The 26,531-nt window shown below is 36.9% G+C and carries 30 protein-coding genes; 11 read left to right on the plus strand and 19 right to left on the minus strand.

The features are described from left to right. Positions 1-57: 57 nt before the first annotated feature. The 4 genes from PFY09_RS18275 to PFY09_RS18290 form a co-directional block, all read right to left on the minus strand. Positions 58-1,155, minus strand: a complete 1,098-nt coding sequence (locus PFY09_RS18275; protein ID WP_271160636.1) for a serine hydrolase domain-containing protein — start codon at positions 1,153-1,155, stop codon at positions 58-60. 352 nt (positions 1,156-1,507) lie between these two features. Next, a complete protein-coding gene (locus PFY09_RS18280) occupies positions 1,508-2,530 on the minus strand; it encodes an alpha/beta hydrolase (RefSeq protein ID WP_271160637.1) in 1,023 nt (340 codons plus the stop codon). A gap of 21 nt (positions 2,531-2,551) precedes the next feature. Continuing rightward, on the minus strand, positions 2,552-2,935 hold the full coding sequence (locus PFY09_RS18285) for a DUF3037 domain-containing protein (protein WP_271160638.1): 384 nt from the start codon (positions 2,933-2,935) through the stop codon (positions 2,552-2,554). After that, a complete protein-coding gene (locus tag PFY09_RS18290) occupies positions 2,922-3,695 on the minus strand; it encodes a HipA family kinase (protein ID WP_076395768.1) in 774 nt (257 codons plus the stop codon). Before PFY09_RS18290 ends, PFY09_RS18285 begins: the two co-directional genes overlap by 14 nt. A 204-nt stretch (positions 3,696-3,899) precedes the next feature. Here PFY09_RS18290 and PFY09_RS18295 point away from each other — a divergent pair, with 204 nt between their 5' ends. Together PFY09_RS18295 and PFY09_RS18300 are read left to right on the plus strand one after the other, a co-directional pair. Then, positions 3,900-4,745, plus strand: a complete 846-nt coding sequence (locus tag PFY09_RS18295; protein WP_271160639.1) for an alpha/beta hydrolase family protein — start codon at positions 3,900-3,902, stop codon at positions 4,743-4,745. Positions 4,746-4,838: 93 nt separating this feature from the next. Beyond that, positions 4,839-5,048: a hypothetical protein gene (locus tag PFY09_RS18300; protein ID WP_116099740.1), complete on the plus strand. Its 210-nt coding sequence runs from the start codon at positions 4,839-4,841 to the stop codon at positions 5,046-5,048. 41 nt (positions 5,049-5,089) lie between these two features. On the opposite strand, the gene PFY09_RS18305 is transcribed toward PFY09_RS18300, so the two are convergent. From PFY09_RS18305 to PFY09_RS18345, 9 genes are all read right to left on the minus strand, one after another. After that, positions 5,090-5,692, minus strand: coding sequence for a hypothetical protein (locus PFY09_RS18305; RefSeq protein ID WP_271160640.1), 603 nt, complete (start codon positions 5,690-5,692; stop codon positions 5,090-5,092). A 7-nt stretch (positions 5,693-5,699) separates the two neighbouring features. Next, positions 5,700-6,521, minus strand: coding sequence for a flavin reductase family protein (locus tag PFY09_RS18310; protein WP_271160641.1), 822 nt, complete (start codon positions 6,519-6,521; stop codon positions 5,700-5,702). 99 nt (positions 6,522-6,620) lie between these two features. After that, on the minus strand, positions 6,621-7,031 hold the full coding sequence (locus tag PFY09_RS18315; protein ID WP_271160642.1) for a GxxExxY protein: 411 nt from the start codon (positions 7,029-7,031) through the stop codon (positions 6,621-6,623). Positions 7,032-7,153: 122 nt separating this feature from the next. Continuing rightward, positions 7,154-8,401: a fumarylacetoacetase gene (fahA, locus tag PFY09_RS18320; protein WP_271160643.1), complete on the minus strand. Its 1,248-nt coding sequence runs from the start codon at positions 8,399-8,401 to the stop codon at positions 7,154-7,156. 96 nt (positions 8,402-8,497) lie between these two features. Beyond that, on the minus strand, positions 8,498-8,983 hold the full coding sequence (locus PFY09_RS18325; protein WP_271160644.1) for a hypothetical protein: 486 nt from the start codon (positions 8,981-8,983) through the stop codon (positions 8,498-8,500). A 71-nt stretch (positions 8,984-9,054) separates the two neighbouring features. Continuing rightward, positions 9,055-10,185, minus strand: a complete 1,131-nt coding sequence (hppD, locus tag PFY09_RS18330) for a 4-hydroxyphenylpyruvate dioxygenase (protein ID WP_087707682.1) — start codon at positions 10,183-10,185, stop codon at positions 9,055-9,057. Positions 10,186-10,415: 230 nt separating this feature from the next. After that, complete coding sequence (locus PFY09_RS18335; protein WP_271160645.1) at positions 10,416-11,195, minus strand: hypothetical protein; 780 nt, start codon at positions 11,193-11,195, stop codon at positions 10,416-10,418. A 136-nt stretch (positions 11,196-11,331) separates the two neighbouring features. Beyond that, positions 11,332-12,606 (minus strand): acetyl-CoA hydrolase/transferase family protein, encoded by a 1,275-nt coding sequence (locus PFY09_RS18340; RefSeq protein ID WP_271160646.1) that lies wholly within the window; start codon positions 12,604-12,606, stop codon positions 11,332-11,334. A 196-nt stretch (positions 12,607-12,802) separates the two neighbouring features. Then, on the minus strand, positions 12,803-13,990 hold the full coding sequence (locus PFY09_RS18345; RefSeq protein ID WP_271160647.1) for a homogentisate 1,2-dioxygenase: 1,188 nt from the start codon (positions 13,988-13,990) through the stop codon (positions 12,803-12,805). A 122-nt stretch (positions 13,991-14,112) separates the two neighbouring features. Here PFY09_RS18345 and PFY09_RS18350 point away from each other — a divergent pair, with 122 nt between their 5' ends. Beyond that, positions 14,113-16,182, plus strand: coding sequence for a TonB-dependent receptor plug domain-containing protein (locus PFY09_RS18350; protein ID WP_271160648.1), 2,070 nt, complete (start codon positions 14,113-14,115; stop codon positions 16,180-16,182). A gap of 387 nt (positions 16,183-16,569) precedes the next feature. Next, positions 16,570-17,025 carry a thioredoxin family protein gene (locus PFY09_RS18355; RefSeq protein WP_271160649.1) on the plus strand — a complete coding sequence of 152 codons (456 nt, stop codon included), beginning with the start codon at positions 16,570-16,572 and terminating at the stop codon, positions 17,023-17,025. A gap of 223 nt (positions 17,026-17,248) precedes the next feature. Here the strand turns inward: PFY09_RS18355 and PFY09_RS18360 are convergent, their stop codons facing one another. Beyond that, entirely contained in the window at positions 17,249-17,614 is a 366-nt protein-coding gene (locus PFY09_RS18360; RefSeq protein WP_076395792.1) for a DUF1304 domain-containing protein, read from the minus strand. Positions 17,615-17,682: 68 nt separating this feature from the next. Here PFY09_RS18360 and PFY09_RS18365 point away from each other — a divergent pair, with 68 nt between their 5' ends. Both PFY09_RS18365 and PFY09_RS18370 read left to right on the plus strand, forming a co-directional pair. Next, complete coding sequence (locus PFY09_RS18365; RefSeq protein WP_271160650.1) at positions 17,683-18,255, plus strand: Crp/Fnr family transcriptional regulator; 573 nt, start codon at positions 17,683-17,685, stop codon at positions 18,253-18,255. A 65-nt stretch (positions 18,256-18,320) separates the two neighbouring features. After that, the gene (locus PFY09_RS18370; RefSeq protein WP_256039829.1) at positions 18,321-18,764 is read left to right on the plus strand and encodes a carboxymuconolactone decarboxylase family protein; all 444 of its coding nucleotides are present in this window, start codon (positions 18,321-18,323) and stop codon (positions 18,762-18,764) included. Positions 18,765-19,043: 279 nt separating this feature from the next. On the opposite strand, the gene PFY09_RS18375 is transcribed toward PFY09_RS18370, so the two are convergent. Genes PFY09_RS18375 through PFY09_RS18385 form a run of 3 tightly spaced genes read right to left on the minus strand, consistent with a single transcriptional unit; the run spans position 19,044 to position 20,754 of the window. Then, positions 19,044-19,811, minus strand: coding sequence for a type 1 glutamine amidotransferase domain-containing protein (locus PFY09_RS18375; RefSeq protein WP_271160651.1), 768 nt, complete (start codon positions 19,809-19,811; stop codon positions 19,044-19,046). A gap of 41 nt (positions 19,812-19,852) precedes the next feature. Beyond that, positions 19,853-20,140, minus strand: coding sequence for a putative quinol monooxygenase (locus tag PFY09_RS18380; protein ID WP_271160652.1), 288 nt, complete (start codon positions 20,138-20,140; stop codon positions 19,853-19,855). Then, positions 20,140-20,754 (minus strand): NAD(P)H-dependent oxidoreductase, encoded by a 615-nt coding sequence (locus PFY09_RS18385; RefSeq protein WP_271160653.1) that lies wholly within the window; start codon positions 20,752-20,754, stop codon positions 20,140-20,142. The genes PFY09_RS18380 and PFY09_RS18385 overlap by 1 nt, the downstream gene beginning before the upstream one ends. 225 nt (positions 20,755-20,979) lie before the next feature. Between PFY09_RS18385 and PFY09_RS18390 the strand changes: the two genes are divergently transcribed. The 5 genes from PFY09_RS18390 to PFY09_RS18410 all read left to right on the plus strand — a co-directional run bounded on the left by PFY09_RS18390 (position 20,980) and on the right by PFY09_RS18410 (position 24,512). After that, entirely contained in the window at positions 20,980-21,888 is a 909-nt protein-coding gene (locus tag PFY09_RS18390; RefSeq protein ID WP_271160654.1) for a LysR family transcriptional regulator, read from the plus strand. 7 nt (positions 21,889-21,895) lie between these two features. Further along, a complete protein-coding gene (locus PFY09_RS18395; protein ID WP_271160655.1) occupies positions 21,896-22,411 on the plus strand; it encodes a GNAT family N-acetyltransferase in 516 nt (171 codons plus the stop codon). A gap of 64 nt (positions 22,412-22,475) precedes the next feature. Continuing rightward, the gene (locus PFY09_RS18400; RefSeq protein ID WP_271160656.1) at positions 22,476-23,351 is read left to right on the plus strand and encodes an aldo/keto reductase; all 876 of its coding nucleotides are present in this window, start codon (positions 22,476-22,478) and stop codon (positions 23,349-23,351) included. A gap of 337 nt (positions 23,352-23,688) precedes the next feature. Further along, positions 23,689-23,958, plus strand: a complete 270-nt coding sequence (locus PFY09_RS18405) for a RebB family R body protein (RefSeq protein ID WP_271160657.1) — start codon at positions 23,689-23,691, stop codon at positions 23,956-23,958. A 107-nt stretch (positions 23,959-24,065) separates the two neighbouring features. Then, on the plus strand, positions 24,066-24,512 hold the full coding sequence (locus tag PFY09_RS18410; RefSeq protein WP_271160658.1) for a lipocalin family protein: 447 nt from the start codon (positions 24,066-24,068) through the stop codon (positions 24,510-24,512). 227 nt (positions 24,513-24,739) lie between these two features. On the opposite strand, the gene PFY09_RS18415 is transcribed toward PFY09_RS18410, so the two are convergent. Both PFY09_RS18415 and PFY09_RS18420 read right to left on the minus strand, forming a co-directional pair. After that, a complete protein-coding gene (locus PFY09_RS18415; RefSeq protein ID WP_271160659.1) occupies positions 24,740-26,077 on the minus strand; it encodes a UDP-N-acetylmuramate--L-alanine ligase in 1,338 nt (445 codons plus the stop codon). A gap of 6 nt (positions 26,078-26,083) precedes the next feature. Next, entirely contained in the window at positions 26,084-26,521 is a 438-nt protein-coding gene (locus PFY09_RS18420; RefSeq protein ID WP_271160660.1) for a hypothetical protein, read from the minus strand. Positions 26,522-26,531 lie beyond the last annotated feature (10 nt).

The following is a 26,531-nucleotide window of genomic DNA, read 5'->3' on the forward strand; positions in this document are numbered from 1 at the left end:
ATTATTCTCAACCATGTTAAATTCACTGCGAAGCAAATTGATTATTCACCATTCACCTTAATTAATCACTGCATTTATTTTCTGCCACAAAACATCATCGAAATTCGAAAGAGCAAGATTCACATTGTCTGCAGCATCGCCCATTCTGATGATGACGAGTTTTTTACTTGGAACGACATAAATTTTCTGGTCATTTTTACCTAAAGCACAAAACATATCATCCGGCGCACTCGGAATCAATTTTCCGTTGAACTGAAACTGAGTCTGCGGCATATGATAACTTGTTTTTCCGTTCAGCCACCACAAATAACCGTAGGCTAAATTGATACTTTGGGAAGTATTCGTCGCACTTTGAAAATAATTCGAGTTGATGATCTGTGTTCCGTTCCAGTTTCCGTTGTTTAAAGCCATCAGTCCGAAACGCGCCATACTTCTCGTTGTACTCCAATATACACTGTTGTCACCACTCTGGATCCAGTTTCCTGTCATCCCGATTTTATCCCTCAGTTTGGTATTGAAATATTGTGACCATGTCTGTCCCGTTGCTGCGGCAACCACATCCTGAAGTTTTACATAAACATTATGATACGCCCATCGTGTTCCTGCATCGGCTTTGTACTGTAGATTTGCCGGACTTACATTATCTCCGAGACTATCGTCCAATCCGGAAGTCATCGTCAGTAAATTCCGGCAGGTAATTAAATTTTCTTTTGCCAAAGGAGCGCTTGTCCAGCCAGTTCCGATGTATGTGGAAACTTTATTGTTGATATTTATAAATCCTTCCTGTTCTGCAATTCCCGTTACGGTTGAGGTTAATGTTTTTCCGGCACTTGCCCAATACCAGGATGTGGTAGAAGTATGTCCCGAAAAATAGTTTTCCATAACAATTCTTCCGTTTTGTAGGATCATAAAACTTTTAGAATGTTTGGTTTCCAGATAGGTCAGAAGATCCTGAACTTTGTCCTGATGCCAGTTTAATGCAGAAAGAGATTTCGTTTCCCAAGCATCACTGTTGGAAGGAGGAAAGTACATGGCTTCCGTTGTAGAAACCGTACTGTTCGGATCTGAAGAGGGTTCCGTAATATCATCAGAAGAACTGCAGGATAATGCTAAAAAACAAAATGCAGGAACAGAAAATAGATTTTTTATTTTCATACGAAATTAGTTTAAATTCTAATTTTTAGATCATCATAACAATGAATAGTTAAAAATATTTCATGAAAAATGTTAAAAAGATCTTCAATTGCAATTTAAACTAATTTCAGAATTAACCGCAAAAGATGCAAAAGATAATAATGGAGCGAATTTTCAGAATAAGCAAAGCACTCAAAAGAATAAAAATCAAAGATTTTTAAAAACTATTGTGATCTTTTCTTTTAAAACCAGCACTTTGAATAAGGATTAGCTTATCTTTTGTGCCTTTTGTGCCTTTTGTGGTTATATAAAAAGGTTAAATATTCTTTGTAAAAAAGTAATTATCTTCAATTAGAATTTAAACTAAAACTTTTTACTTTTTGTGCGCATCAATAAAACGGATCATATCATCCGTAAGCTGATCCATATATTTTTTATCAGTTGTTCCGAAACCGTGTGTTCCATCTTCAACGACGACAAGTTCAGCTTCTATATTTTGTTTTTTCAATTTTTTTACCAGTTTTTTAGAATGACTTAATGGCGCCACTTTATCTTTATTTCCATGAAGAATAAAGGTTGGAATTCCGTTTTCCGTCTCATTGATCGGGGAAACCGTTTCCAGATAATCTATAGCTTTTCTTTTTTCATCATTAATATCGTACCCGGAAATTCCATAAACCAGTTTCTGTCTGATCTCAACAATCGGCTTAAAGAACAGACCGACAATAGACACCGGAACTTTTCCCAGTCGTGTATGAAGAAGTTTGTTAATATCAGTCGGCCCGAAATTATCAACCACATAATTCACCTTTGCCGAATAAGAAGATAATTCAGGGCTTCCCAAATATTCATTGTCATTTGTGTAAGCAGCCATCAGAGCAAGATGCGCTCCCGAAGAAGCTCCGAAAAATCCGATATTATCGGGATCAAAATGGTATTGGTAAGCATTTTTTCGCACCCATCTCACCACATCTTTGGTATCCTGAATCGGCAGCGGAAAGTGTACGGTTTCGCTTACAAGCGTATAATCGATGCTTACAACAGCATAATTTTTTTCAACAAGTTTTAAAATGAAATTTTCGATGTAATTGTTGGATCTTACTACTTTATCGCCTTTCGCCCATGCTCCGCCGTGAACATAAATAACCACCGGAAGTTTTGCGGAACCTGCATTTTTTGGTTTGTACAGATCCAATTTGATGGGATTTCCGGAAGCATCATTTTTATACGTAATATTTTCTGAAAAATCCGTTTTTTCGGGAAGAAGAACACTTGGCGGTGTTGGAGTTCCTTCGACCGGACCCTGAGAATAGCCTAATGTAAAAAAGCTGAGCAGAAAAATAAAAAACAGGCTTTTGGAAAACCTGTATGCAGTATTGTCATTCGTAAATTTCATAGAATATTTTTTTGAAGCGTATTATTTTACTAACTCCTCAAAAAGCCTACCAAAAGTATCTTCCAGATTTCTGGATTTCCCGGGATGAGGTCTTGAAGTCTGCACCACAGAACTTCTTACGGCAGTCAGCCAGCGAAATCTTTCCGGGATTTCAAGCTGTGCAATCGGTCCTCCGTCTTTTGCGCCGTCTGCAATTTTTTTGAAGCTTTCCAGATTCTGGACCACGTCTTCGTAATCGATTTTGCTTCGCATCAGCTTAAATTTATTCGGACAGAGATAAAATTCTACCTTTATAAATTTTTCTTTTTTTGAAAACATCACCAGTCCGATATTGAAAAACTCTTCTCTTTCAACCTTCGGAACCAATCGTATTACCGCGTATTCGTAGATTTTATCCTCTTGCATTTTTAGCTTCGTTTAAAAAGATTTCAGAATGTTCTAATCGGGTCTTCAGGAAGTTGAAATAGATTTCACGGATTTCTTCCGGCGTTTCTTCCGCATCATTCCAGTGCAGCCAGTCTTCGGGAATGATATTCACAATTTCTCTAAATACCTTTTCGTTCAGTACTTCTTTGGCAAACAGATCGGCTTCATCCAGCTTTGATGCCTGTGGAAGCAAAACATGGTCTTTTACATATTTAAAAGGTGTTTTTGCTGCCGCATCAAAATTCTGCCATGAGTGATGAAAATAAAAAGAAGCTCCGTTATCAATAATCCACAGTTCTTTGTGCCACATCAGCAGATTCGTGTTTCTGAAAGTACGGTCGATGTTTGTGATAAATGCATCCAGCCAGACTATTTTCGAAGCCAGAAGTGGATCGATTTTCACACTCGGATCATAAGTAATGGAACCTGAAAGATAATGAAGCCCCAGATTAAGACCTTCGGAATTTTTCAAAAGATCCTGAATTTCTTCATCGGCTTCGGTTCTTCCGAAATCTACATCCAGATTCACAAAAACAAGCTCGGGAATTTTCAATCCCAAAATTTCTGTAATTTTTCCGCCGATCAGTTCAGAGATCAGCATTTTTACTCCGTGACCTGCTCCACGAAATTTCAGAACATATTTAAAATCATCATCTGCTTCTGCCAGAGCAGGAAGAGAACCTCCCTCCCGAAGCGGCAGAATATAACGCATGACGGTTACCTTTCTTAAATCCAACATAAGGCAAAAATAAGATATTCCTTTGTCTTTATTTCTATTTATACTATTTTTAAGTAAAAATTGATTGTTTCGAAATTATGATTCTGAATAGACCATAGCGGAATAAAGAATCTGAATATAAATTTCCTGAACGATGCTCGAATCTATTAATGCTGTGTCGGAATGACAAAGAAAAATTTTTAATATATTATTATACAATACAATATGCAGATCACAAAAAAGCAAAATATCATTATTTCCAATCCTGAAACCCGGGATTTTCTCGCCGATTCCTTTTTTTCGGAAACTGAACAGAAATTACCGTTGGTGATTTTCGTTCACGGCTATAAAGGCTACAAAGATTGGGGTGCATGGAATCTTATGGCTGAGAAGTTTGCGAAAGCCGGATTTTTCTTTGTTAAATTTAATTTTTCGCACAACGGAACAACAGTTGAAAATCCTCATGAATTTGCTGATCTTGAAGCGTTTGGAAATAATAATTATTCTAAAGAGCTTTCGGATCTGGGAACCGTGATTGATTACTTCGTTAAAAATGAAAAAGTAGATGCTGATAAGATTATCCTGATCGGTCACAGCAGGGGAGGAGGAATTTCTATCATCAAAAGTTTTGAGGATGAAAGAATTAACGGTTTAATTACGCTTGCAAGTGTAGATACACTGGATCGTTTCCCGAAAAACGAAGCCTTCGAAAAATGGAAGGAAGCTGGAGTGTATTATGTCATAAATGGAAGAACAAAGCAGGAAATGCCTCATTATTATCAGTTTTATGAAGATTTTGAAAATAATTTTCACCGTTTTGATGTCGAAAGGGCAACCGAGATGGCGAAAGTACATTATTTAATCATTCATGGGACAGATGATGAGGCAGTGAATGTAAAAAGCGCAGAGCATCTTCACATTCTGAACCCAAATTCTGAGCTGTATCTTATTGAAAAAGCCAATCATACTTTTGGGGCAAAAGAGCCGTGGGAAGAAGAACAACTTCCGAAAGACCTTCATGAAGTTACTGAAAAATGCATTACGTTTATTACAGAAAGAATTCTATGTTAAATGTTTAATTTACTGAATTTTACATAAAATTTAAAATTGTAAATATTTTTTCATATATTAGTGATAAATTAAATCACCAAAAATCAAGTTATTATGAAAAATTCAGAATTAAAGAATGGTCAGAAATTAAGCAGAGAAGCTCAAAAGCATATTGCCGGAGGAGAAAAAGTTTTAATCTGTGCAAGCGGATGCTATAATTACTACTTAAGTGACGGTCAGGGAAATTGTCTTGTACCTCCATGTCAGTCACCAAATTTCGGAACAGAAACCAATGCTAACGGACGTTGGCAATGTTGCTACTAATCTAAGCAAAAAATAAAGGAGCGAAAAAATTTCGCTCCTTTTTATTTGTTGATCTTGATCGCATTCTTTTTTACCGATTTTAAAAGACTTCTGAAGTTTTTCATCGTCATCATTTCAGTAGACGGTGTAAAGATCGTTGCTTTCTCACCTTTTTCTACAGAAACTTCCGAATAGGCTTTAAGGGTGTAGATTTTTTTCAATGTTTTGATGTCATAAACATCCATCATCGCAAATGTTTCATTTTTGTTGTATTCATACTGTACACCGATCGAATTGTCTAAACCGTTTCTAACTTTGAAAGTATAAATATTCACCAGAAAATTGAAATCGGAATTGTTTTTAAGGTCTTCCAGATCATCCGTTTCCGGACTGAACGGAATATCATGACTGATTAAGTTTTCAGATTTTGCTGTTTTTAAATCATAGGCTTTTCCTTCACTTAACTGAGTAAATAATTTCATGGTTTCTGCAGTCATCATTTCCCGGTGGTGCGCATCAACCGTAGTATTGATATTGTTTATCAGCCATTTTTGATCTTTTGAAAATACGAGCGATTTGCTGTAAATTCCATAATCTTTTCTAACCGGATAGTAGCATGACTGCAAACCCAGCAATATCAATAATAAGAAGAAATATTTTCTCATAAATCCCTTAATAAATCAGAATTTTCCACGCTTCTTCAATTTTACTTTCCAGTAATAATTTCTGAGCTTCCAGATGAACATTCTCATCGGAATGATAGTTTCCTGCCGGTAAGATTTCAACATTCGCTAACATTCCCAGGTCGTTTCCTGTGAATATTCTGCTGAATTTTATTTCATCCGGAAGAAGATCGAAACCGATTCCTTTCGTTACCAGAGGTTTTGGAACTTCAAAAAGATTGTCTGCCGTATTTCTGGAATACCAGTTGCTTCCCAGTCTAGCTACCATGTCCAGTTTTGCCTGATCCAGATTTGCATTTTCATCCAGATATTCATCGCGGATATGAATTTTCTGAACTTCACAGATCACCAGATTTCCTGCACCGCCCTGATCGCCTAAAGATTTTACTTCTAAAACTTTGCATTCAAAATTTACAGGACATTCTTCAATTAATTTAGGCTGAACAAGCTCTGCATCTTTCATCGTCAATCCGGATTTGATAAACTCGTTAACGCCTTCTTCATATTCCGTTGAAGCCAGAGAGATTTGCTGTACAATTGGAAAATTAACCGTTCCGATCACCACTTCCGGAACTTCCAGAACATTTTCCAACGTGTGTTTGATAGTGTTATCACGAACTCTTCTCGAAGGTGAAAAAATCAAAACCGGAGGAACCGTACTGAACATATTAAAAAAACTGAACGGCGACAAATTGCTGTTTCCGTCTTTATCAACCGTTGATGCCAATGCAATCGGACGCGGTGAAACGGCAGTCTGCATAACTGTCTGCAGTTGCACGGGAGTTATTTCTGAGGGGATGAGTGTTTTCATTATTATATTGTTTTTTTAACACATAAGTCACATAAGTTTAAAGTTCAAAATATTGAAAATATTTAGTACACATTAGTTTGAAAATCTATAGATTTTCATTTATAACAGATTTTCAAAGTCTTTATTTACAAATGTTTCCGTCCCTTCATGATAAAGATTATAAACATTAAAATTTACAAGAATTGATTTTGAAACTTTAAGCAAATTCATATAATTCATTGTTTGCGCTCTGTGAATGTTATGAAATTCTGTAACGGATTTTATTTCCAATACTATAGTATTTTCAATTAGAAAATCACATTTAACCTTACAGTTAATCTTTAAATCTTTATAGATTAGTGGAATTTCAAGTTCACTTTTATATTTTATGCCAAGCAAATCAAATTCTCTTTCTAAACATTTATGATATATTTCTTCATAAAGACCGGGACCAACAATTTTATGAACTTCTATACATGCACCAATTATCTTATACGTAAGCTCATTGATGTATTTCTTAGTAAGTTCCATAATTGTGTTTTGCCTTGATTCAATGAAAATCTGTAGATTTTCAAACTAATGTGTTCTCTTATGCAGATAAAAAAATCTTCTTTGTGACTTATGTGTCAAAAATTATCTAAAAAATTTTATATTTAAACAGCAGGAATAATTTTCCCTGAAACTTCACCGAAACCAACTCTCACTCCGTCTTTTTCAGCCCAGGCTTTCATGGTTACCGTATCGTTGTCGTTGATGAATTTTCTTTCCTCTCCGTTGTTTAACTGAATCGGATTTTGACCTCTCCACGTTAATTCCAGCATGGAACCGAAAGATTTCGGATCGCTTCCTGAAATGGTTCCGCTCGCGTAAAGATCTCCGACTTCCACGTTGCAGCCGTTTACGGTGTGATGCGCCAGTTGCTGCGTCATGTTCCAGTACATGTGTTTGTAATTGCTTTCGCAGATCAGGTTTTGCTCTCCGTTTTCAGGCTGAAGATAGACTTCAAGATTGATGTCGTAATTTTTATCTCCTTCAAATTTCAGATAATCCAAAACTTCAGGATCCTGTGTAGGAGAAGCGGTTCTGAATGGCTCTAAAGCTTCCAGAGTAACCACCCACGGCGAAATAGAGGAACCGAAATTTTTAGCTAAAAATGGTCCCAGCGGAACGTACTCCCAAGACTGAATATCTCTTGCCGACCAATCATTGAAAACCACCATCCCGAAAATTGCGTCTTCAGCATCTTTGGTGGAAATACTTTCGCCCATTTCGGTATTTTTATTGATGATGAATGCCATTTCAAGTTCGAAATCCAGCTGTTTGCAAGGTCCGAATACCGGCTTTTCCACATCTGCAGGTTTCATCTGACCTTTCGGACGGTTGATTTCCGTTCCTGACACTACAATAGAGGAAGCTCTTCCGTGGTAACCTACCGGAAGATGTTTCCAGTTGGGAAGCAGTGCATTCGCAGGATCTCTGAACATTTTTCCCACGTTGGTTGCGTGTTCGATGCTGCTGTAGAAATCTGTGTAATTCGGAATATGAACCGGCATCATCATTTTAACCTGATCCAGCTCATAGAAGGCTTCTTCAATGGTTTTTTCATCTTTTGATAAGATAGAATTTTCAAGCAGTAATTCCTGAATTTTTAAACGAACGGCATTCGTTACAGGCTTTCCAAGTTCGATGAATTCATTTAAGGTATAGGCTTCGAAAACGTTATCGCCTAAGCCTTCGATTTCTTCGAAATATCCCAGATCATATAACGTTGCAAGATCGATGATCTGATCGCCGATTCTTGTACAGCATCCGATGTATTCTTTGTTGAAAACCGCTACACCAAACGGAATATTATGGATAGAAAAATCTGAATCTGATGAATATTCTACAAATGATTTCATAATTTTAGAATTTAGTTTGGACTTTATATAAATCCGTTAGATTTTAAATTTTAAATATTCTGAAGGCTTTTTAATCAGTTTAAGCGTTCAAAATATTTACTTTTTAGATTTGGTTTTGTTTTTAACTTTAGAAAAAGATTCTTCGTCAATCCATCTTGCTTTAGTATTCACGTCGATCAGGTACAGAATATTGTCTTGTCTTGTTAAAAGCAATGTTTTGGTAACGGGGATGGGAACTTTTTTGTTTTCCAGAAGATCAGCTCTTAAAGAAATGATGTTCTTTTTATTTCTCACGATATCTCCTGAAAAAACATTCGAACTGCTTTCTCCGGTAGCTTTATCGTCAAAAACTTCTACGTAAGTCGCTTTGTTTCCTTTAATGACAATAAAATCCCTTTCGGTATGGTCTGCTTCATCATTGATGAAAATAAACTTTTTATTGTCAATGTTTACCGCTTCCAGATTTTGGTTGACTCCTTTTCTTTCTTCAAGTCGGGTAAGAATATCATTTAGTGAACCGTACTGCGCTTTTAATCCAAAGCTTGCTCCTAAAAATAACATTCCAATTAAAAATTTTCTCATATTAATGTGTTTTTTAAAAAAAGTTTTGTCAAGACTGTTCATCCTGACAAAACTCAATATTACAAATAAAATTACAGGTTTCCTCTTCTTTCCTGTTCTCTTTCCAATGCTTCGAATAATGCTTTGAAGTTTCCGGCTCCGAAGCTTTGCGCTCCGTGTCTTTCGATGATTTCAAAGAATAGGGTAGGACGGTCTTCTACAGGTTTTGTAAAGATCTGCAGCAAATATCCTTCCTCGTCATGATCGATAAGAATTCCCAGTTCCTGAAGTTTTTTAAGATCTTCGTCGATGTGTCCCACTCTTTCAGGAACCATATCGTAATAGGCTTCAGGCGGCGCAGATAAAAACTCAACACCACGTTTTTTTAATTCTGTTACGGTGTGGATAATGTCTTTTGTAGCAACTGCAATGTGCTGTACTCCTTCACCTTCGTAGAAGTCCAGATATTCTTCTACCTGAGATTTTTTCTTCCCTTCTGCAGGTTCGTTGATCGGGAATTTTGCGTAGCCGTTTCCGTTGGACATTACTTTAGACATCAAAGCAGAATATTCTGTATTAATCTGCTTATCATCAAAAGAAAGAATGTTTACAAATCCCATTACTTTTTCATACCATTCTACCGTTGGAATCATTCTGTCCCAGTCTACGTTTCCTACGCAGTGGTCTACATACAGTAAACCTGCATCTTCAGGCTTGTAATCGCTTTCCCACTTTTCGTAACCCGGCATGAAAGGACCGTTGTAGTTTTTTCTTTCGATAAACATGTGAACGGTTTCTCCGTAAGTATAAATTCCGGACATTCTTACCTCACCATTTTCGTCTGTTAATGTTACAGGTTCAAGATAAGGTTTTCCGCCTCTTTTTGTGGTTTCTTCAAACGCAGAATAGGCATCATCCACCCAAAGAGCCAAAATTTTCACTCCATCACCATGTTTTTTTACATGCTCATTGATGGGAGAATCAGACTTTAGCCCTGTTGTAAGTACCAATCTTATTTTTCCCTGCTGAAGAACATAAGAAGCACGATCTCTTACTCCGGTTTCAGGACCAGCGTAGGCAACAGACTGAAAACCGAAAGCGGTTTTATAATAATGCGCAGCCTGTTTAGCATTTCCTACATAAAACTCAATGTAATCTGTACCGTTGATGGGTAAAAAATTCTCAGCCTGAGCAATTTTTTCGGCAAATGTAAGTGTTGACATATTCTATTTTTACTTTTATATTTATGGGAATGCAAATTACGAATTTCTTACTAATACGAAAAATATTAACAAACACCCGTTAGGTTTATTTAACATAATCGTAAAGAAAAGTTCATTTAAGTATGCTTAAGTTTATTGTTTTGGTAATAATGTTTATAGATTTGTATTGCTAACAAATGAAAAAAAAATATTTCGAAAAACGAAGCCACAGGTTTTCCCTGCGGCTTTCTTTATTTTACATTGTTTAATCTTCCTGCGTCGGGATTATAATTATCCCATATTTTCCAGACATTGTCTATTTTGCGGATGAAATAAATTTGGGTATTCAGCTGATTGACAAAATGCTCTTCGCCTGCCGTTCCTACTTTGAACAGAAGATTCCAGAATTCCTGAGATTCCAGAATTTTTTTGTCAGGTTCATCCGTCACGATATGGATATCGAACACTTCATAATTCGAACGGTTATTTTTCGTTACCAGATGAAAATCCCTGTCGCACAATTCTTTGCTGAAGTGCGATGCTCTTTCCAGAAATGGAGATTCATTAAAAACCAAATCTTTGAAGAGTTCAGTTTTATGATACGGAAACTGTTTATAAAATTCAAAAACGGTAGCGCAGTAATCATACACCATCTGGAAAAACTTCTGGTTGTTGTTTTCTTCATTCCCCTGCCTTTTTTCCTTTACAAACTGTATGTAGGCATTTAAATCTTTATACCCCAGAAAAATACAGATCTTATCCAGTGTTTTCAGAAACCGGAGATCGTTGTGCGTTTTGTCCTGATAATCATTTTCAAAAAAACGCTGAAGGGTAACATGGGAAATCGTATTCCCAATTTCAAACTTTTTTCCGCCTTTAAGTTCTTCAGCCTCAGAAAGTTCATCTTTAATGATTTCAGAAAGAATAATATAATGGCTTCGCTTCCATTCCTGTACATTTCCCAGAACCGAATTTTTCACTTTGGGATGTTTTATAACCTCTTCTCTTATCGAATTATATATCGTTTTCAATGTCCTGTTTTTAAAAGCTCTTTAGCAAATATACTGCCATTTAACTGAATTTTTCCGACTATTTCATTATGTTAAATTGAAGGTGCATTTTTTAAAGGACATAGAAACTGAAAATCTGGTAAAATATTGAAAAAAATTATTGCTTAAACCTTTCATAAGCAGCTTTTTCCAGCATTTCCCTGTCATCGGGATGCGCGATGCTGATTAATTCCTGAGCTCTCTGTCTTAAATTTTTTCCGTAAAGATAAGCAGTACCGTACTCCGTTACAACCCAATGAATATGCCCTCTTGTGGTTACCACTCCGGCTCCCTGTTTAAGGAAAGGAACAATTCTGGAAACTCCTTTTTGGGTTCTCGAAGTAATGGCAATGATCGGTTTTCCGTCTTCGCTTAATGCTGCTCCTCTCATAAAGTCCATTTGTCCGCCGATTCCGCTGTACTGCATCGTTCCGATGGAATCTGCACAGACTTGTCCGGTAAGATCAATTTCAATCGCCGAGTTAATCGCAACCATTTTATTATTTCTCATGATATTGATTGGGAAATTTACCGTACTTACATCATCAAAAGAAAATACCGTATTATCGTCTACATAATCATACAGTTTTCTTGTTCCGAAACAGAAACTGGTAATGGTTTTATTGTCGTTGTAACCTTTATATTTATTATTGATGACATCATTCTGGATCAGATCAATTACACCGTCACTCAGCATTTCGGTATGTACTCCCAGATCTTTATGATTATGAAGACATTTCAAAACCGCATCCGGAATGGTTCCGATTCCCATTTGCAGGGTGGATTTATCGTCAATTAATTCTGCAACATTTTTTCCGACCAGCATTTCTTCCGGACCTACTTTTGCTCCATAATCTACGGTTGGAAGTTCTTCTTCATGCCATACAAGCTTATGAATTCTGCTGATGTGGATCATTCCGTCACCATGCGTTCTCGGCATTAAAGGATTGACTACGGCGACAATTATTTTTGCAGTATCAACCGCAGCTCTGGCAACATCCACAGAAGTTCCCAATGTACAGAAACCATGTTTGTCCGGAGGGGAAACGGTAATTAAAGCAACATCAAGCGGTAAAATATTTTTTCTGAAAAGGATAGGAATCTCACTTAAAAATACAGGGACAAAATCTCCTCTGTCGGAATTCACCGCATCGCGTACAGGAGACGAAACAAATAAAGAATTAACGAAAAATTTGTCTTTGTACTCAGGTTTTGCAATTTCCACATTTCCCTGTTGGGTAATAGAAACCATTTCTACATTATCCAAACGGTGGGATTGCCTCGCTAGTTCGTCGATTAAGTAATTCGGAGTACAGGCGCTTCCGTGAAAGAAAACACGGTTTCCGCTTTTAATGGTATAAATAGCTTCTTCTGCGCTGATGTAATTATGCATATTGAAATTTTTTATGAATTTTTCTTAGTCTTAAAGATAGTTCATATTGTTTTTACTTAGTCTTATTATTCGAAGATTTTTATCATGTTTTAATTAAATTGATTCAAAAAAAGGACTGAAATTAATATTCAGTCCTCAATATATTTTGATAATAATTTCAGTGCTAAAAGCCGTAAGCCAGTCGCCAAAAGCTTCATTACTCCTGAGAACGGTCTTCAAGATGATTGTCTTCGTTTTCCAGCCAAGAGGTTTTGTATGATGTGTCTTCCACTTTTAAAGCTTCTTCTGTAATTTTCAACGGACGGAAAGGATCTACCATTACAGCATATTCTTCCGTGAATTTCTTACCAATGCTCCTTTCCATTGCTCCCGGATGAGGTCCGTGAACGATTCCTCCCGGGTGAAGCGTGAAATCCATTAAGTCGATATGGTTTCGGCTCATGAAATCACCTTCCGTGTAGAACAGAACCTCATCAGAATCGATATTCGAATGATTATAAGGAGCCGGAATGGCTTGTGGATGATAATCATACATTCTCGCACAGAACGAACAAACTACGAAATTATGGGCTTCAAAAGTCTGGTGAACCGGAGGCGGTTGATGAATTCTACCTGTGATCGGCTCAAAGTTTTTGATATTGAATTTATAAGGATAAAAATAACCGTCCCATCCCACAACATCAAACGGATGTGTTGCGTAGATGAAGTCTGTAATCTGGTTTTCTTTTTTTACTTTAATTAAAAATTCTCCCTTTTCGTCTTTAGGTTCCACAAAAGTAGGAGTGATGATGTCTCTTTCGCAGAAAGGAGAGTGTTCCAATAATTGTCCGAATTCGTTTCTGTATCTTTTCGGCGTATAAATCGGGGAATGGCTTTCTACCACGAAGAAAACCGTATCATCAGAATACAGTTCCACCTGATAAATCGTTCCTCTCGGAATAATTAAATAATCGCCTACAGAAAACTCTAAATTTCCCACAAAAGTTTTTAAAATTCCGCTTCCGCTGTGAGCGTATAAAAGCTCATCGCACTCAGCATTTTTGTAAAAATAATCCATTGATTTTCTTGGCTTCGACAGTCCCATTTTCAGGTCGTTGTTCACCATTAAGAACTTACGGCTGTCCATAAAATCGTCTTCGGGAGTTACGTTCATTCCCTTAAACATTCTTGGCGTTACATTTTTTTCAACAGCAATTTTCGGGGCTACATCTTTCGGTTCACCGATGGATTTTATCTGTGTCGGACGGTGAATATGGTACAATAACGAAGAAATTCCATGAAAACCTTCCGTCCCGAAAAGCTGTTCATAGTAAAATTTATCTTCAGGAGATTTGAAAATCGTGTGTCTTTTTTGGGGAATATTTCCCGACTGATGATATCTCATTTTACTTTTATATGTTGATTCTCAAATTTAACACTTTTTCATGAATTCAATTTAATAATATTTTTCAGATGAGTTTTGTGGTTGGAAAATAATTGTTAGCTTTGTCTAACAATTATAATTTCATGAGGCGAATATTATTTTCTGCAATCTTCTTTTCGGGGTTCTGCTTTTCACAGGAAACGGACAGTCTGGCTTTGAATGGGTCGAAAGAGCACGATTCTGCAAAAGTTTCAAATCCAAAAATCAAAACAAGAGATATTGATGATGTGGTGATTACAGGAACGATAAAACCAATCAGCAAATCAAAAAGTCCTGTAAATGTTGAAATTTATTCGCAGAAATTTTTTCAGAAAAACCCGACTCCGAGCATTTTTGAAGCCATTTCCATGGTGAATGGAGTAAAACCTCAGTTAAATTGTTCTGTCTGCAATACGGGAGATATTCACATCAACGGACTGGAAGGTCCTTACACGATGATTTTAATTGACGGAATGCCGATTGTCAGTTCGCTGTCCACCGTTTACGGACTGAGCGGAATTCCGAATAGTCTGGTTGACAGGATTGAAGTGGTGAAAGGTCCTGCTTCCTCTATTTATGGCTCCGAAGCAATGGGCGGTGTCATCAATATCATTACTAAAAATGCTTTGACTGCACCCAAATTAAGTGTCGATCTAATGACGACAACCTGGACTGAAAATAATGTTGACCTTTCCACGAAATTTAATTTGGGAAAGAATGTCGCTTCGCTGTTGAGTATGAATTATTTCAACTATACAAAAAGATTCGATTTTAATAAAGATAATTTTACAGATGGAGCTTTGCAGAACAGAATTTCAGTTTTTAACAAATGGAATTTCCGCAGGAAGGAAAACCGATTGGCGAGTTTTGCTCTGAGATATTTATATGAAGACCGTTTTGGCGGAGAAATGCAGTGGAATACATCTTATCGGGGAAGCAATGAAGTGTACGGAGAAAGTATTTATACGAATAGGGTAGAGGCTTTCGGGGTCTATCAATGGCCTTTGAAAGAAAATATTATGACCCAGTTTTCCTATAATTTTCATGATCAGAATTCTTTTTACGGCAATAATCCTTTTTTGGCGAATCAGAAAGTGGCTTTTACCCAGATGTATTGGGATAAAAAATTCGGAAAACACGATTTGATTCTGGGGGTTACGTTTAAAAAGACATATTATGATGACAATACGCCGGGAACATTGTCTGCGGACGGATTAACCAACGAACCGATGAGGTCGCCGATTTTTGGAGCTTTTATTCAGGATCAGTGGGAAATTAATGAGAAAAATACGTTGCTTTTAGGTTACAGATTGGATTATGACAAAATTCATCATGCCGTACATTCTCCGCGTTTTGCATGGAAATTTTCACCGAATCCTTATCATACTGTAAGATTCAATTTCGGAACAGGTTTCCGTGTGGTGAATTTATTTACCGAAGATCACGCTGCATTAACGGGTTCGCGTGAAGTGGTGATTCAGTCGAATTTAAAGCCGGAAAAATCCATCAACGGAAATGTGAACTATGTATGGAAAATTCCGGTTGGAGATCAATTGATTAATTTGGATGCTTCAGCATTTTATACGTATTTCAGCAATAAAATTGTAGGAGATTTTGATACCGATCCTGCGAAAATTATTTATGATAATCTTCAGGGCTACGGAATTTCGAGAGGAGCTTCTTTAAATCTGGATTATACTTTTGATTTTCCTTTGAGCGTTAATCTGGGAGTGACGTATCTGGATGTTTATCAGAAGTTTGATGGGGAAAATAAAAAATCGCAGCAGCTTCATGCTCCAAAATGGAGCGGGACATATAATCTGAGTTATCGGTTTAAAAATAATCTGACAGTCGATTTTACAGGACAGTTTTACGGACCGATGCGGCTGCCGGTTTTACCGAATGATTACCGACCGGAATATTCTCCGTTGTATACTTTGGCGAATATTCAGATTTCAAAGAGTTTTAAATCAGGATTTGAAGTGTATTGCGGAATTAAAAACCTGTTCAATTTCACTCCGAAAGATCCTTTGATGCGACCTTTTGATCCGTTTGATAAAAATGTAAATGATCCGATCAGCAATCCTTATCATTATACTTTTGATACAACTTACGGATATGCACCGATGCAGAAAATAAGAGGCTTTTTGGGTGTGAAATATACTTTAAAATAGTTGTGAGTTTTTAACGCAAAAGATAAAAAAATAATGGTAAAAAAAAGCTTCAAAAGTTTACAAAATTCAATAGTTTTTAAACTTAGAGCTTACTAAAAAAAAGTAACTATGAATTCAGGTTGGATTTTCGCAAAGTCGCAAAGTCGTTTAAGATAGTATGCTTTAAGGTGCAAGGATTTTATCTGCGATAAAATTCATTATCAGCATTATAAAAGAAAATCTTTGATTTTCTCCTTGCGTCTTAAAAGAATAGAACTTTTATCAAATCTTGTGCCTTAGCGTTTTTCCAATATATTTAAACAGATTCTGAATAGTTTTGTTTTTCTAAAAGGCTTAAAAATCTTTTGCCCCTTTTGCGGTCGAAGAATATATAAAATGAAAAATATAATGAAATTTTTATTTTTAATGTTGGTGCCGTGTTTTTGTCTTTCGCAGATGAAAACCGGCACTTTTGCGGATTTGGAAATTCAGCAGAAGGAAGATCCGAAACCAATCATGATTCATCTTTATACAGATTGGTGCGGTGTCTGTAAAATCGAGAAATTCAATTTAAATAAGGATAAAGAACTGGTTGAACTCATCAATCAGCATTTTTATATTATTAATTTTGAAGCCGAAAAAACAAAAGAGAACATCAGTTTTTTAGGAAAAGAATATCATTATCTGCCTAACGGAAATTCAGGAATTCATGAGCTGGCTCTGGCTTTATCGAAAAATAAAAGTCAGCCGGTTTATCCTTTGTGGATTATTCTGGATAAATATGGAAATTTAATTGAATATCATGAAGGATTGTTTAAACCTGAGGGATTAAAGAAGAAGCTCAAAGAGGTTTTGAACAAATGATTTTGTTTAGCAGATTGATTGGAACTTGTGGATTTCTACGGTACGCTGAGCGGAGCCGAAGCGTACGATATGGTTATTGTAGAAATATCTTCTTACTATACGCTTCGGCTCCGCTCAGCGTACAGCAGAAGGTTACCAATACAAATATTCCTCATCTATTTTATTGGAGAGGAAATTTTTACTTCAAAATGATGAAGGGTTATGAAATCTGCGGGAGGGGTTTTTATTTCAAAAGCACTGCAGCAATCGCCAAAATTGCAGGTAAAGCCTGAACAAAAAATATTTTCTTCGTTGCTGAAATGGCACCGTAAATTCCGGCAACGGCAACGCATCCTAAGAAAAATAAAGCAATATTGGTCTGCCATTTCGGATCTTCGATGAAGAATGACCAGATGAGTCCGGCTGCAAGAAAACCATTGTACAGTCCCTGATTGGCGGCTAAACCTTTGGTAGGTTTAAACATTTCGGGAGGCAAAGCTGCCTTGAAAACTTCTTTTCCTTTGGTTTCCCAGGCAAACATTTCCATCCAGAGAATATAAAGGTGTTCGAGGGCAACAGCGGCGATGAGTATTTTAGCTACAATTTCCATAATTTACGTTTTTGTTTTGTAAAACTAAAAAAATAAAGTTAAGTTTGGTTATACAATTTTCAAAAAAAATGGAAACTTTCAGGCAGCATTTGGAAAAATTTATTTCGGTAACCGATGATGAATTTTCTTCCATTCTTTCATTTTTTCAGCCGATGGATAGTAAGAAGAAACAGAATCTGATGAATGAAGGAGAAATCTGCCGGTCGATGTATTTTGTGGTAAAAGGCTGTCTGAGAAAATTTTTCATCAATGAAAAAGGAGTGGAGCAGACTACGGAATTTGCGATTGAAAACTGGTGGATCACCGATACTTTTGCGTATGAAAGACAGTCTGTCTCGAACTTTTCCATTCAGTCGGTCGAGAAATCAGTCATTTTAAAAATTGATTCAAAAGATCAGGAAGAACTGCTGAAAAAACATCCCGTTATGGAGCGGTATTTCAGGATGATCTATCAGAGAGCGTATGCCGCTTCGGAAAGACGCATCCGTTATCTTTACGAATTTTCACGCGAAGAACTGTATGTGCATTTCAGTACCCAATATCCGTGGTTTATTCAGAGAATTCCGCAATATTTAGTGGCTTCTTTTTTAGGTTCTACTCCGGAATATTTAAGTGAAATCAGGGCGAAATTACGTTCTTAAACCAGTTTAAGATTTTTGCAGACTTCAAACCGGAACTTTGTCTCAGAAATTTAAACCAAAATATTATGAGTGCAAGATTCAACTGGACAACCGTTCATCCTGCTGCGTACAAAGCGGGAATAGGCATGGAAACTTCTCTTCAGAACAGTTTTTTAAGCCCGATTCAGAAAGAATTAATTAAAATCAGAGCTTCGCAGATCAACGGATGTGCTTTTTGTCTGGATATGCATACGAAAGATGCGTTGAAGTATGGCGAAACACCGCAAAGAATTTTCCTGCTGAATGCATGGAGAGATGCAAAAGAACTTTATACGGAGGAAGAGCAGGTTATTCTGATGATTGCGGAGGAAATTACGTTAATCAGTCAGAAAGGATTAACCGAAGAAACCTATCAGAAGGCGAAAGAGCTTTTTGATGAAACCCAGATTTCAGATATCATTATGGCAGGTATTGTCATTAATATGTGGAACAGAATTGCAATTTCTACCCATATGCCGATTGGGAAATAGATTTTTAATACAAAAGGTAAACACAAAAGAGCTTTCCATATCTGAAAAGCTCTTTTCATTATTAAGTCTTTTTAAACTTTTTATTTAACCGCAAAAGTCAAAAAAGATCAACTAAACTTTTATTTAAAGTTGGTGATTATAAATAAAAAAGGTCACAATAGTTTTTAAAAATCTTTGATTTTTATTCTTTTGAGCACTTTGATTATTCTGGAAATTCGCTTTATCATTATCTTTTGTCCCTTTTGCGGTTTATTCTGAAATTAGTTTAAACTAGTCTATTTATTTTTTCAATTCCTTTAGAATTTCTTCGCCTACACTTTTTGCAGACTGAGGATTCTGTCCGGTAATTACTCTCTGGTCGCTCACTGCGTGAACCTGCCAAAGTCCGGATTTCTCAAATTTTGCGCCTCTTTCTTTCAGCTTATCTTCCAGAAGGAAAGGAACCACGTGGGTTAATTTCACTTCAGCTTCTTCCTCATTGGTGAAAGAATTGATCTTCTTACCATCAACCAGATATTTTCCGTTGTTCAGTTTAATGTTGACCAAACCAGCCGGACCGTGGCAGACTGCTGCAACCACACCGCCGTTTTCATAAATTTGAGAAGCGATGGAAGCCAGTTCTGTATTGTCTGCAAAATCCCACATCGCACCGTGACCTCCCGCATAAAATATCGCTTTATATTCTTCCGGATTCACTTCCGAAGGTTTCATGGAATGATCGATCTTGTTCTTATACTTTTCGTTTTCCCAGAATTCTTTATTTACAGGATCTTTCAGATCAAATCCGTCAACCGGAGAAGTTCCGCCTTTCGGGCTTACAAAATCGATTTCATATCCTGCTTTGTGAAGAACTTCCCACGGATGAGCTACTTCACCCAGATAATATCCTGTTTTTTCGCCAGTGTCGCCTTTTGTCCCATGACTGGTAATGACGAATAAAATTTTCTTATCCATATTTTTATATTTTTTGGTTTGTGCCTGTATAAGTCCTGCGGTAAAAACAGCAAGGATGAGTAATGTTAACTTCTTCATGATGTATTCTGCCATTAAGCTGTACTTCAACTTTACTTTTTAATGGTGATTTTGGTCTAAATAATTTCTGTTAAATAAATCTGTGGTTGCTCCTGAAGCTTTTCATTCACCAATTCTCCGAAAGCTTTGATGTAAGGCTGCTCGTTATGTTTTGCTAAACCTTCCTCGTTTTTCCAGATTTCATAAAATATAAACTGGTTTTTATCTTCAATTCCCTGGTGAAGCGTGTAAAGTTCGTTGGCTTCCTCTTTCACCGTCTCTTTTACCATATTCTGAAGAACTTCCAGAACTTCTGCTCTGTATTCTTCTTTGGCTTTAATAATTGCGGTTAAATATATTTTCATTACGCCAACTGGGGTTTTAATTCTTTTTCAAAAACTTCGGTAAGATGCTCTCTGTACAGCTTCATATCTCTTTCTACATCAGCATTTTTTTCGACGTCGTGAAAATGGAAGCTTTCTAATTTTTCAAGAGAAACGAAAGCATTCATACGGTGGAATCCAAATAACGGTCCATTGTCTACACTGGTTTCATTAAAAAATTCTCCCGGAAGCGTAAATGCGGTTGCAGGCGCGTTCCAGCTTGTGGTTACCATGTATTTTCTTCCGCCAAGCATTCCTCCCGTTCCGTAATTAATCTTCGGATTGTCGGCGCTTCTTCCGTCGCTCATATAAATTCCTTTGGCGTGTCCTGCGGTGAAGACTTCATCGATATATTTTTTAAGACCGTTGGGTAACTGGAACCACCAGATCGGAGTGTGGTAAATGATGTAATCTGCCCATACAAATTTTGCCACTTCTTCATTTTTATCATACCCTTCATCTACGTTGGTGATCTTTATTTCTACATTTTCAAAATTTTTAAGCACTTCCAGTGTGTTCTCTGCGATGGTCTGGTTATATTTTCCTCCGGAATGTCCGAAATTCTGTCCTCCGTTGATAATTAATACTTTTTTCATTGCTTTTATGATTGTTTAAATTTTACAGGGACAAAGGTATTGGCTAAATTGCTATAAGAAAAATAATAAAAATCATAGCTAAGTATTATTTAAATGATAATTAGTGTATTGGTTTGTGAATCAGTATTTTAATTTAAATATAGACCGCCTTTATCGCTTTCATTGATGCTGAAAATATCATAATCATGATTATTTGGGTACATTTGCATCATAAAAGTAATACCTATGGTTAATTTAGAATGGTACAGAACTTTTAAGGCAATCTACAAAACAGGAACCCTTACCGAAGCTGCGGATACCCTGTTTATTTCCCAGCCGGGCGTAAGTCTGCATCTCAGTTCGCTTGAAGCGTATGTCGGGTATAAATTATTCGACAGAACCGGGCGGAGAATGATTCCTACGGAAAGAGGAAAGGTCTTGTATAATGCCATTACCGAACCTTTGGCAAAACTGGAGGAGGTGGAGAAAAACTTTCAGAAATCGACAGAGAAACTCACACCTACCATCAGTGTCGGCATGTGTTTTGAAACCTTTCAGACAACACTGGAGCAGTATGTTTCCAGCCTGCCGTTCAATCTGATCATCAGTTTCGGAGAATACCGCGAAATGCTCGATCAATTAGATAAAGGAATTTTAGATTTAATTATTACTCCCAAAAAAGGAGTTTCGCCGAATATTGAGCATGAAGCATTTTCTTCCGAACAGATCATTCTTGTGGGAGGAAAAGAGGTTGATAAAGAGCAGTTTGAAATTATTTTAAATGAAAAGGGAATCGAACACGCGGAAGAATGGCTGAAAAACGAAAAATGGTACGGAACGGCGGGAGATATGGAGCATCTTTTTCAGTTCTGGATTCTGAATTTCGGGCATAAACCGAACTTCCGTCCCAATTATATCGTTCCGAACCTGAATTCAATTGTGCGTTGTCTGAAAGGCGGAACAGGTTTGGCAGTGGTTCCTGATTTTCTCTGCAAAAAGGAAATTGAAAACGGAGAGGTGCAACTGATCTGGGAAGGCGAAAAACCATTAAAAAACACGCTGCATTTCGGATGCCGGAAGAAAACGAATTATCAGACGGAGATCGATCACATCAAAGCACTTTTCAGGAAGATGATGGGGAAAGAAGACATATAAACTAATTATGAAAAAAATTCTTGAAACAGAAAGGCTTATTTTACGTGAATTAAATTCAAATGATGCACTAAGTTTTTATGATCTTAATAATAATCCCAATGTTATTAAATATACAGGAAACTTGCCTTTTGAGAACGTGGAAAAAGCCAGAGATTTTTTGTTGAGCTACAGAGATTATGATGAAAATGGTTTTGGAAGATGGGCAGTAATTGAAAAATCTACAGAAAAGTTTTTAGGATGGTGTGGTCTGAAATACAGTAAGGAAACGGATGAAACGGATATCGGTTTTCGTTTCTTTGAAGAATACTGGAACAAAGGATTTGCAACAGAAAGTGCAAAAGCATGTTTAGAATATGGCTTTAATGAATTTCATCTGAGTAAAATTGTAGGAAGAGTTATGGCTGAAAATATTGCTTCTATAAAGGTTTTAGAAAAATTAGGACTTGTTTACGATAGAGAATTCGATTTTGATGGTCATCAAGGTTTGAGGTATAAGATTGAACCTGCCAGATTAAAAATCTAATGAGAGTTCAAATGAAAATTAAAAAGGTTAACAATCAACAATTATAAATAGATAAATAAAAAGTATGCAACAGAAAACATACACAGGGCAGCCTGTAATTACATTGAACAACGGAGTGGATATTCCGGCTTTAGGTTTCGGAGTTTGGCAGATGGAAGATATGCAGGAATGTGAAAATGCGGTGATCAAGGCCATTGAAACCGGCTACAGAATGATCGACACGGCTTCCATTTACCAGAATGAAACCGCAGTAGGAAATGCGATTAAAAACAGCGGAACAGACCGTGAAGAATTATTCATTACTTCAAAACTTTGGGTTCAGGATACTTCTTATGAGCAGGCAAAAGGGGCTTTTCAGAGAACTTTAGACCGACTGCAACTGGATTATCTGGATATGTATCTTATTCACTGGCCGTATTCGGATTTTAAAGGAGCATGGAAAGCGATGGAGGAACTGTATCAGGAAGGGAAAATAAAAGCAATCGGGGTTTGTAATTTCCCGGAAGATAAAATGGAGGAATTAAAAGCAAATGCAACGGTACTTCCTGTCATCAACCAGATCGAGCTGCACCCGATTTTCCAGCAGAAAGAACTTCAGGTGTACAACAGGGAAAATAACATCATCACGCAGCCCTGGAGTCCGCTTGGAAACGGAAACGCAGGATTACTGGATCATCCGGATCTTAAATCAATGGGCGAAAAATACGGTAAAACGGTGGCGCAGGTAATTTTAAGATGGCACTTACAGGAAGGATTCTGCGTGATTCCTAAATCGGTTACCCCTTCCAGAATTGAAGAAAACTTTAATGTTTTTGATTTTGAATTAACCGACGATGAAATGAACGTCGTTCGTTCTTTAGACACCGGAAAAAGATTATTCTTCGATCCGAAAGATCCGGAATGGGAGCAGAAAATGCTGAAATCGGTAGCGGATATTTAAGATCTGGAATTTCATTTAAATAGTTTTCATTAAAAGTCTGTTTAAACTTTTATTTAACCACAAAAGTCACAAAAGATGTACTAAATTTTTTATTTAAAGTTGATCATTATCAATGAAAAAGCTCACCATAGTTTTTAAAAATCTTTGATTTTTATTCTTTTGAGCGCTTTGATTGTTACATAAATTTGCTTTAACAATTATCTTTTGTCCCTTTTGCGGTTAATTCTGAAATTAGTTTAAAATGTTTTAAATAAAAAGAAGCAGTAAATTATTATTGCTTCTTTTTTTTATTAAAAAATATCATTTAACTTTACGATGATACTTAAAAACTAAAATTATGGATACAAAAGTTAATGATCAGATCACCAATGCCGTAACTCAGGCTAATGTAAAAGTTTTAGGAGAGGCTCCTGCAATGGCAATGGGAAATCTTTATCAGGCTATGGCACATTCTACAGGCATACTTTTTCAGAATGCAGTAAGCGCTCAGAATCAGCAGAATATATTGGCTCAGGCTGCTACGACACAAGGTGTAATGCAGATTTACAGCATCGATACCGCTGCAGACGGCATTGCTGATTCAAAAATACTAAATGGCGGTGTCTGAATATTCAAAAATTTTCAGAGACAATAAAATTGAATATCTTACCGGAATCAGAATTAAAGCAGTGAATTTATTTTATTTTTGCTGACTTATAAGTATTGTATAATTTCATGAACAAAATAATTTTATCCTTTATGCTGCTCTCTGTTATTTCCTGCACCGGAAGTGATGAAGATCAGAACACAGACAATAAATCTTCCATTATCGGAACATGGTATGTCGAAAAAACCGAGATTTACAAATCTTTAAATCAGCAGGTTCTGGTTTCTTTTTCAACGGAATGTCAGAAAATGAGTACCCACGAATTTACTTCTACCCATCTTTTCTCCATTTCTTTTGCCCAGAACAACAATACCTGCGAAAAAGGAAATACTGTAAGCCAAAAATATACGTTTGATAAAACAAACAGTACATTCTGGTTTGAAGGGCAGGAAAAGTATCCGTACTACATCACAAAGCTTAATGAATCTGATATGGTGGTAGAAGACCGCACTCAGGATTTCGATGGCGACGGAGCCAAAGATGTATTGAGACGTTTTTATAAAAGAATCAAATAAAATAATTGATTTATCCCTTTACTTAATATTGGAGAACAACAATGAGCAGGCGGTTTTATAATAGGGTCCCTTCGACAAGCTCAGGGTGACCTCTCGAATACTAATCGCAATATTTAAATATTGTCAGGCTGAGCCTTTCGAAGCCTTTATGAGTAAAAAGGGGTAAGTCAATAAAATAAAAAACTCCTTTCGGTCTGAAAGGAGTTTGTTTTTTATATTCTGTACAGTTATTTCGTAAGATCAAGACCCCCGAAATTTCCGGAGCTCATCATGAGATAAACGCCCTCAGTTTTATCCAGCGTATTCCAGTACGCATTAAGTTCTTCCGCGTTGGTGAACACTTTTAAATTTTCATTCTTAAACTTTTCTTTGATCAGTTCCGGTGAAATCGGCTCCATTCTTTTGATTTTCAGGGCATCTTCAGAATAGAAAACAATCGCTTCATCCAGTCCGTCCATTGCGTGATCGTACTGCTCCAGAAACACAGGATTTAAGCTTGAATACGTATGAAGTTCAAGGAAACCATATTTCTTTTCATTTTTAAACTGCTCACAGAATGCTTTTACGGCTGCCTTTACCTTACTCGGCGCGTGTGCAAAATCTTTATACAATGTTCCGTTGTCTTCTCTTTCCACCCTTTCCAGACGCTTTGAAGCTCCTTTAAAGCTCATGATCGCTTCATAGAAATCTTCATCCATAATTCCCAGAGTATGGCAGATGTGTCTTGCGCCTTCAAGATTTAATAAATTGTGTGCGCCAAAAACAGAAAGCGGAACATCGCCCATTTCCGTTTTCAGGTGAACTTTTCCGTTTACAATTTCGTATTCAGGGGTTTTGTAAGGAATTTTTCTGAAATAATTTTCAGCACTTTCCACCACTTTTACCACTTCCGCATCTTCTTCATTGTATACCAGAACACCGCCTGCCGTTATGCTTGCCACAAATTTTCTGAACTGCTCCACATAATCATCAAACGTTTTGAAAACGTTGATGTGATCCCATGCAATTCCGCTCAGCAAAGCAATATTTGGCTGATACAGCAAAAATTTTGAACGGAGATCGATAGGAGAGGAAAGATATTCATCCCCTTCCAACACCATAAAATCGTTGTCTTCGCTTAATTTCACCATACAGTCGAAACCTTCCAGCTGCGCTCCCACCATGAAATCCACTTCCTTCTGATGGAAATTCAGCACATGAAGAATCATGGAAGTAATCGTTGTTTTTCCATGTGAACCTGCGATCACAACCCTTGTTTTATTTTTAGACTGTTCGTACAGAAATTCGGGATACGAATAGATTTTCAGTCCAAGCTCTTTGGCTTTCGCCAGTTCCGGATTGTCCTGATGTGCGTGCATTCCGAGAATGACGGCATCGATATCCGAAGTGATCTTTTCCGGAAACCATCCCATTTCTCCGGGCAGAATTCCTTTCTTTTCCAAACGTGATTTCGAAGGTTCAAAGATGGCATCATCCGAACCTGTTACATGGTATCCTTTATCTTTTAATGCAATGGCAAGATTGTGCATTGCACTTCCGCCGATCGCGATGAAATGGGTTTTCAACTGTATTTACGGTTTTTTTACATTAGTATTAATGATCTCCTGAAAAGCATTGGTAATGTTCGTCCAGTTTGTTTTGTAATTCGGCATTACCGAGCTTGCATCGGTTTTGCTGCCTTCATTCGGACCTTTTTTTATGTTGATTGTTGTGGCAATCCCGTCATAAATTTTCTGGTGGTCTTCCTGTATTCTTCTGAAATTATTCTGGGAGAGTGTATTGTCCAGCTTTTTAAGATCTTCGTCTGTAATTTTAAAATCCTGCCTGTATTTTTTACCCTGTCCTTCGAAAGAATAATGAGCAGTATTTCCTTTAATCAGAAGATTTTCATACATCGGTGCAAATCCCCCGCTTTTCGAATAGCTGATGTCGAAATCCGAATACACTTTCTGGCTGTTGCATGATACTAATACTATGATCGCGAATAAAATTCCTAATATTCTTTTCATCATTTTATAC

The organism is Chryseobacterium gambrini (assembly GCF_027920505.1).
Lineage (GTDB): Bacteria > Bacteroidota > Bacteroidia > Flavobacteriales > Weeksellaceae > Chryseobacterium > Chryseobacterium gambrini.

Coding starts and splice junctions, on each gene's coding strand:
- PFY09_RS18385 (WP_271160653.1), bottom strand. CDS start 20,754: ATGAAAAAAGTATTAATTATCAACGGAGGACAGAATTTCGGACATTCC.
- PFY09_RS18340 (WP_271160646.1), bottom strand. CDS start 12,606: ATGCATAATTACATCAGCGCAGAAGAAGCTATTTATACCATTAAAAGC.
- PFY09_RS18400 (WP_271160656.1), top strand. CDS start 22,476: ATGCAACAGAAAACATACACAGGGCAGCCTGTAATTACATTGAACAAC.
- PFY09_RS18300 (WP_116099740.1), top strand. CDS start 4,839: ATGAAAAATTCAGAATTAAAGAATGGTCAGAAATTAAGCAGAGAAGCT.
- PFY09_RS18295 (WP_271160639.1), top strand. CDS start 3,900: ATGCAGATCACAAAAAAGCAAAATATCATTATTTCCAATCCTGAAACC.
- PFY09_RS18345 (WP_271160647.1), bottom strand. CDS start 13,990: ATGAGATATCATCAGTCGGGAAATATTCCCCAAAAAAGACACACGATT.
- PFY09_RS18410 (WP_271160658.1), top strand. CDS start 24,066: ATGAACAAAATAATTTTATCCTTTATGCTGCTCTCTGTTATTTCCTGC.
- PFY09_RS18305 (WP_271160640.1), bottom strand. CDS start 5,692: ATGAGAAAATATTTCTTCTTATTATTGATATTGCTGGGTTTGCAGTCA.
- PFY09_RS18365 (WP_271160650.1), top strand. CDS start 17,683: ATGGAAACTTTCAGGCAGCATTTGGAAAAATTTATTTCGGTAACCGAT.
- fahA (WP_271160643.1), bottom strand. CDS start 8,401: ATGAAATCATTTGTAGAATATTCATCAGATTCAGATTTTTCTATCCAT.
- PFY09_RS18390 (WP_271160654.1), top strand. CDS start 20,980: ATGGTTAATTTAGAATGGTACAGAACTTTTAAGGCAATCTACAAAACA.
- PFY09_RS18420 (WP_271160660.1), bottom strand. CDS start 26,521: ATGAAAAGAATATTAGGAATTTTATTCGCGATCATAGTATTAGTATCA.
- PFY09_RS18405 (WP_271160657.1), top strand. CDS start 23,689: ATGGATACAAAAGTTAATGATCAGATCACCAATGCCGTAACTCAGGCT.
- PFY09_RS18395 (WP_271160655.1), top strand. CDS start 21,896: ATGAAAAAAATTCTTGAAACAGAAAGGCTTATTTTACGTGAATTAAAT.
- PFY09_RS18275 (WP_271160636.1), bottom strand. CDS start 1,155: ATGAAAATAAAAAATCTATTTTCTGTTCCTGCATTTTGTTTTTTAGCA.
- hppD (WP_087707682.1), bottom strand. CDS start 10,185: ATGTCAACACTTACATTTGCCGAAAAAATTGCTCAGGCTGAGAATTTT.
- PFY09_RS18355 (WP_271160649.1), top strand. CDS start 16,570: ATGAAATTTTTATTTTTAATGTTGGTGCCGTGTTTTTGTCTTTCGCAG.
- PFY09_RS18325 (WP_271160644.1), bottom strand. CDS start 8,983: ATGAGAAAATTTTTAATTGGAATGTTATTTTTAGGAGCAAGCTTTGGA.
- PFY09_RS18280 (WP_271160637.1), bottom strand. CDS start 2,530: ATGAAATTTACGAATGACAATACTGCATACAGGTTTTCCAAAAGCCTG.
- PFY09_RS18290 (WP_076395768.1), bottom strand. CDS start 3,695: ATGTTGGATTTAAGAAAGGTAACCGTCATGCGTTATATTCTGCCGCTT.
- PFY09_RS18380 (WP_271160652.1), bottom strand. CDS start 20,140: ATGAAAATATATTTAACCGCAATTATTAAAGCCAAAGAAGAATACAGA.
- PFY09_RS18285 (WP_271160638.1), bottom strand. CDS start 2,935: ATGCAAGAGGATAAAATCTACGAATACGCGGTAATACGATTGGTTCCG.
- PFY09_RS18315 (WP_271160642.1), bottom strand. CDS start 7,031: ATGGAACTTACTAAGAAATACATCAATGAGCTTACGTATAAGATAATT.
- PFY09_RS18360 (WP_076395792.1), bottom strand. CDS start 17,614: ATGGAAATTGTAGCTAAAATACTCATCGCCGCTGTTGCCCTCGAACAC.
- PFY09_RS18370 (WP_256039829.1), top strand. CDS start 18,321: ATGAGTGCAAGATTCAACTGGACAACCGTTCATCCTGCTGCGTACAAA.
- PFY09_RS18350 (WP_271160648.1), top strand. CDS start 14,113: ATGAGGCGAATATTATTTTCTGCAATCTTCTTTTCGGGGTTCTGCTTT.
- PFY09_RS18310 (WP_271160641.1), bottom strand. CDS start 6,521: ATGAAAACACTCATCCCCTCAGAAATAACTCCCGTGCAACTGCAGACA.
- PFY09_RS18375 (WP_271160651.1), bottom strand. CDS start 19,811: ATGGCAGAATACATCATGAAGAAGTTAACATTACTCATCCTTGCTGTT.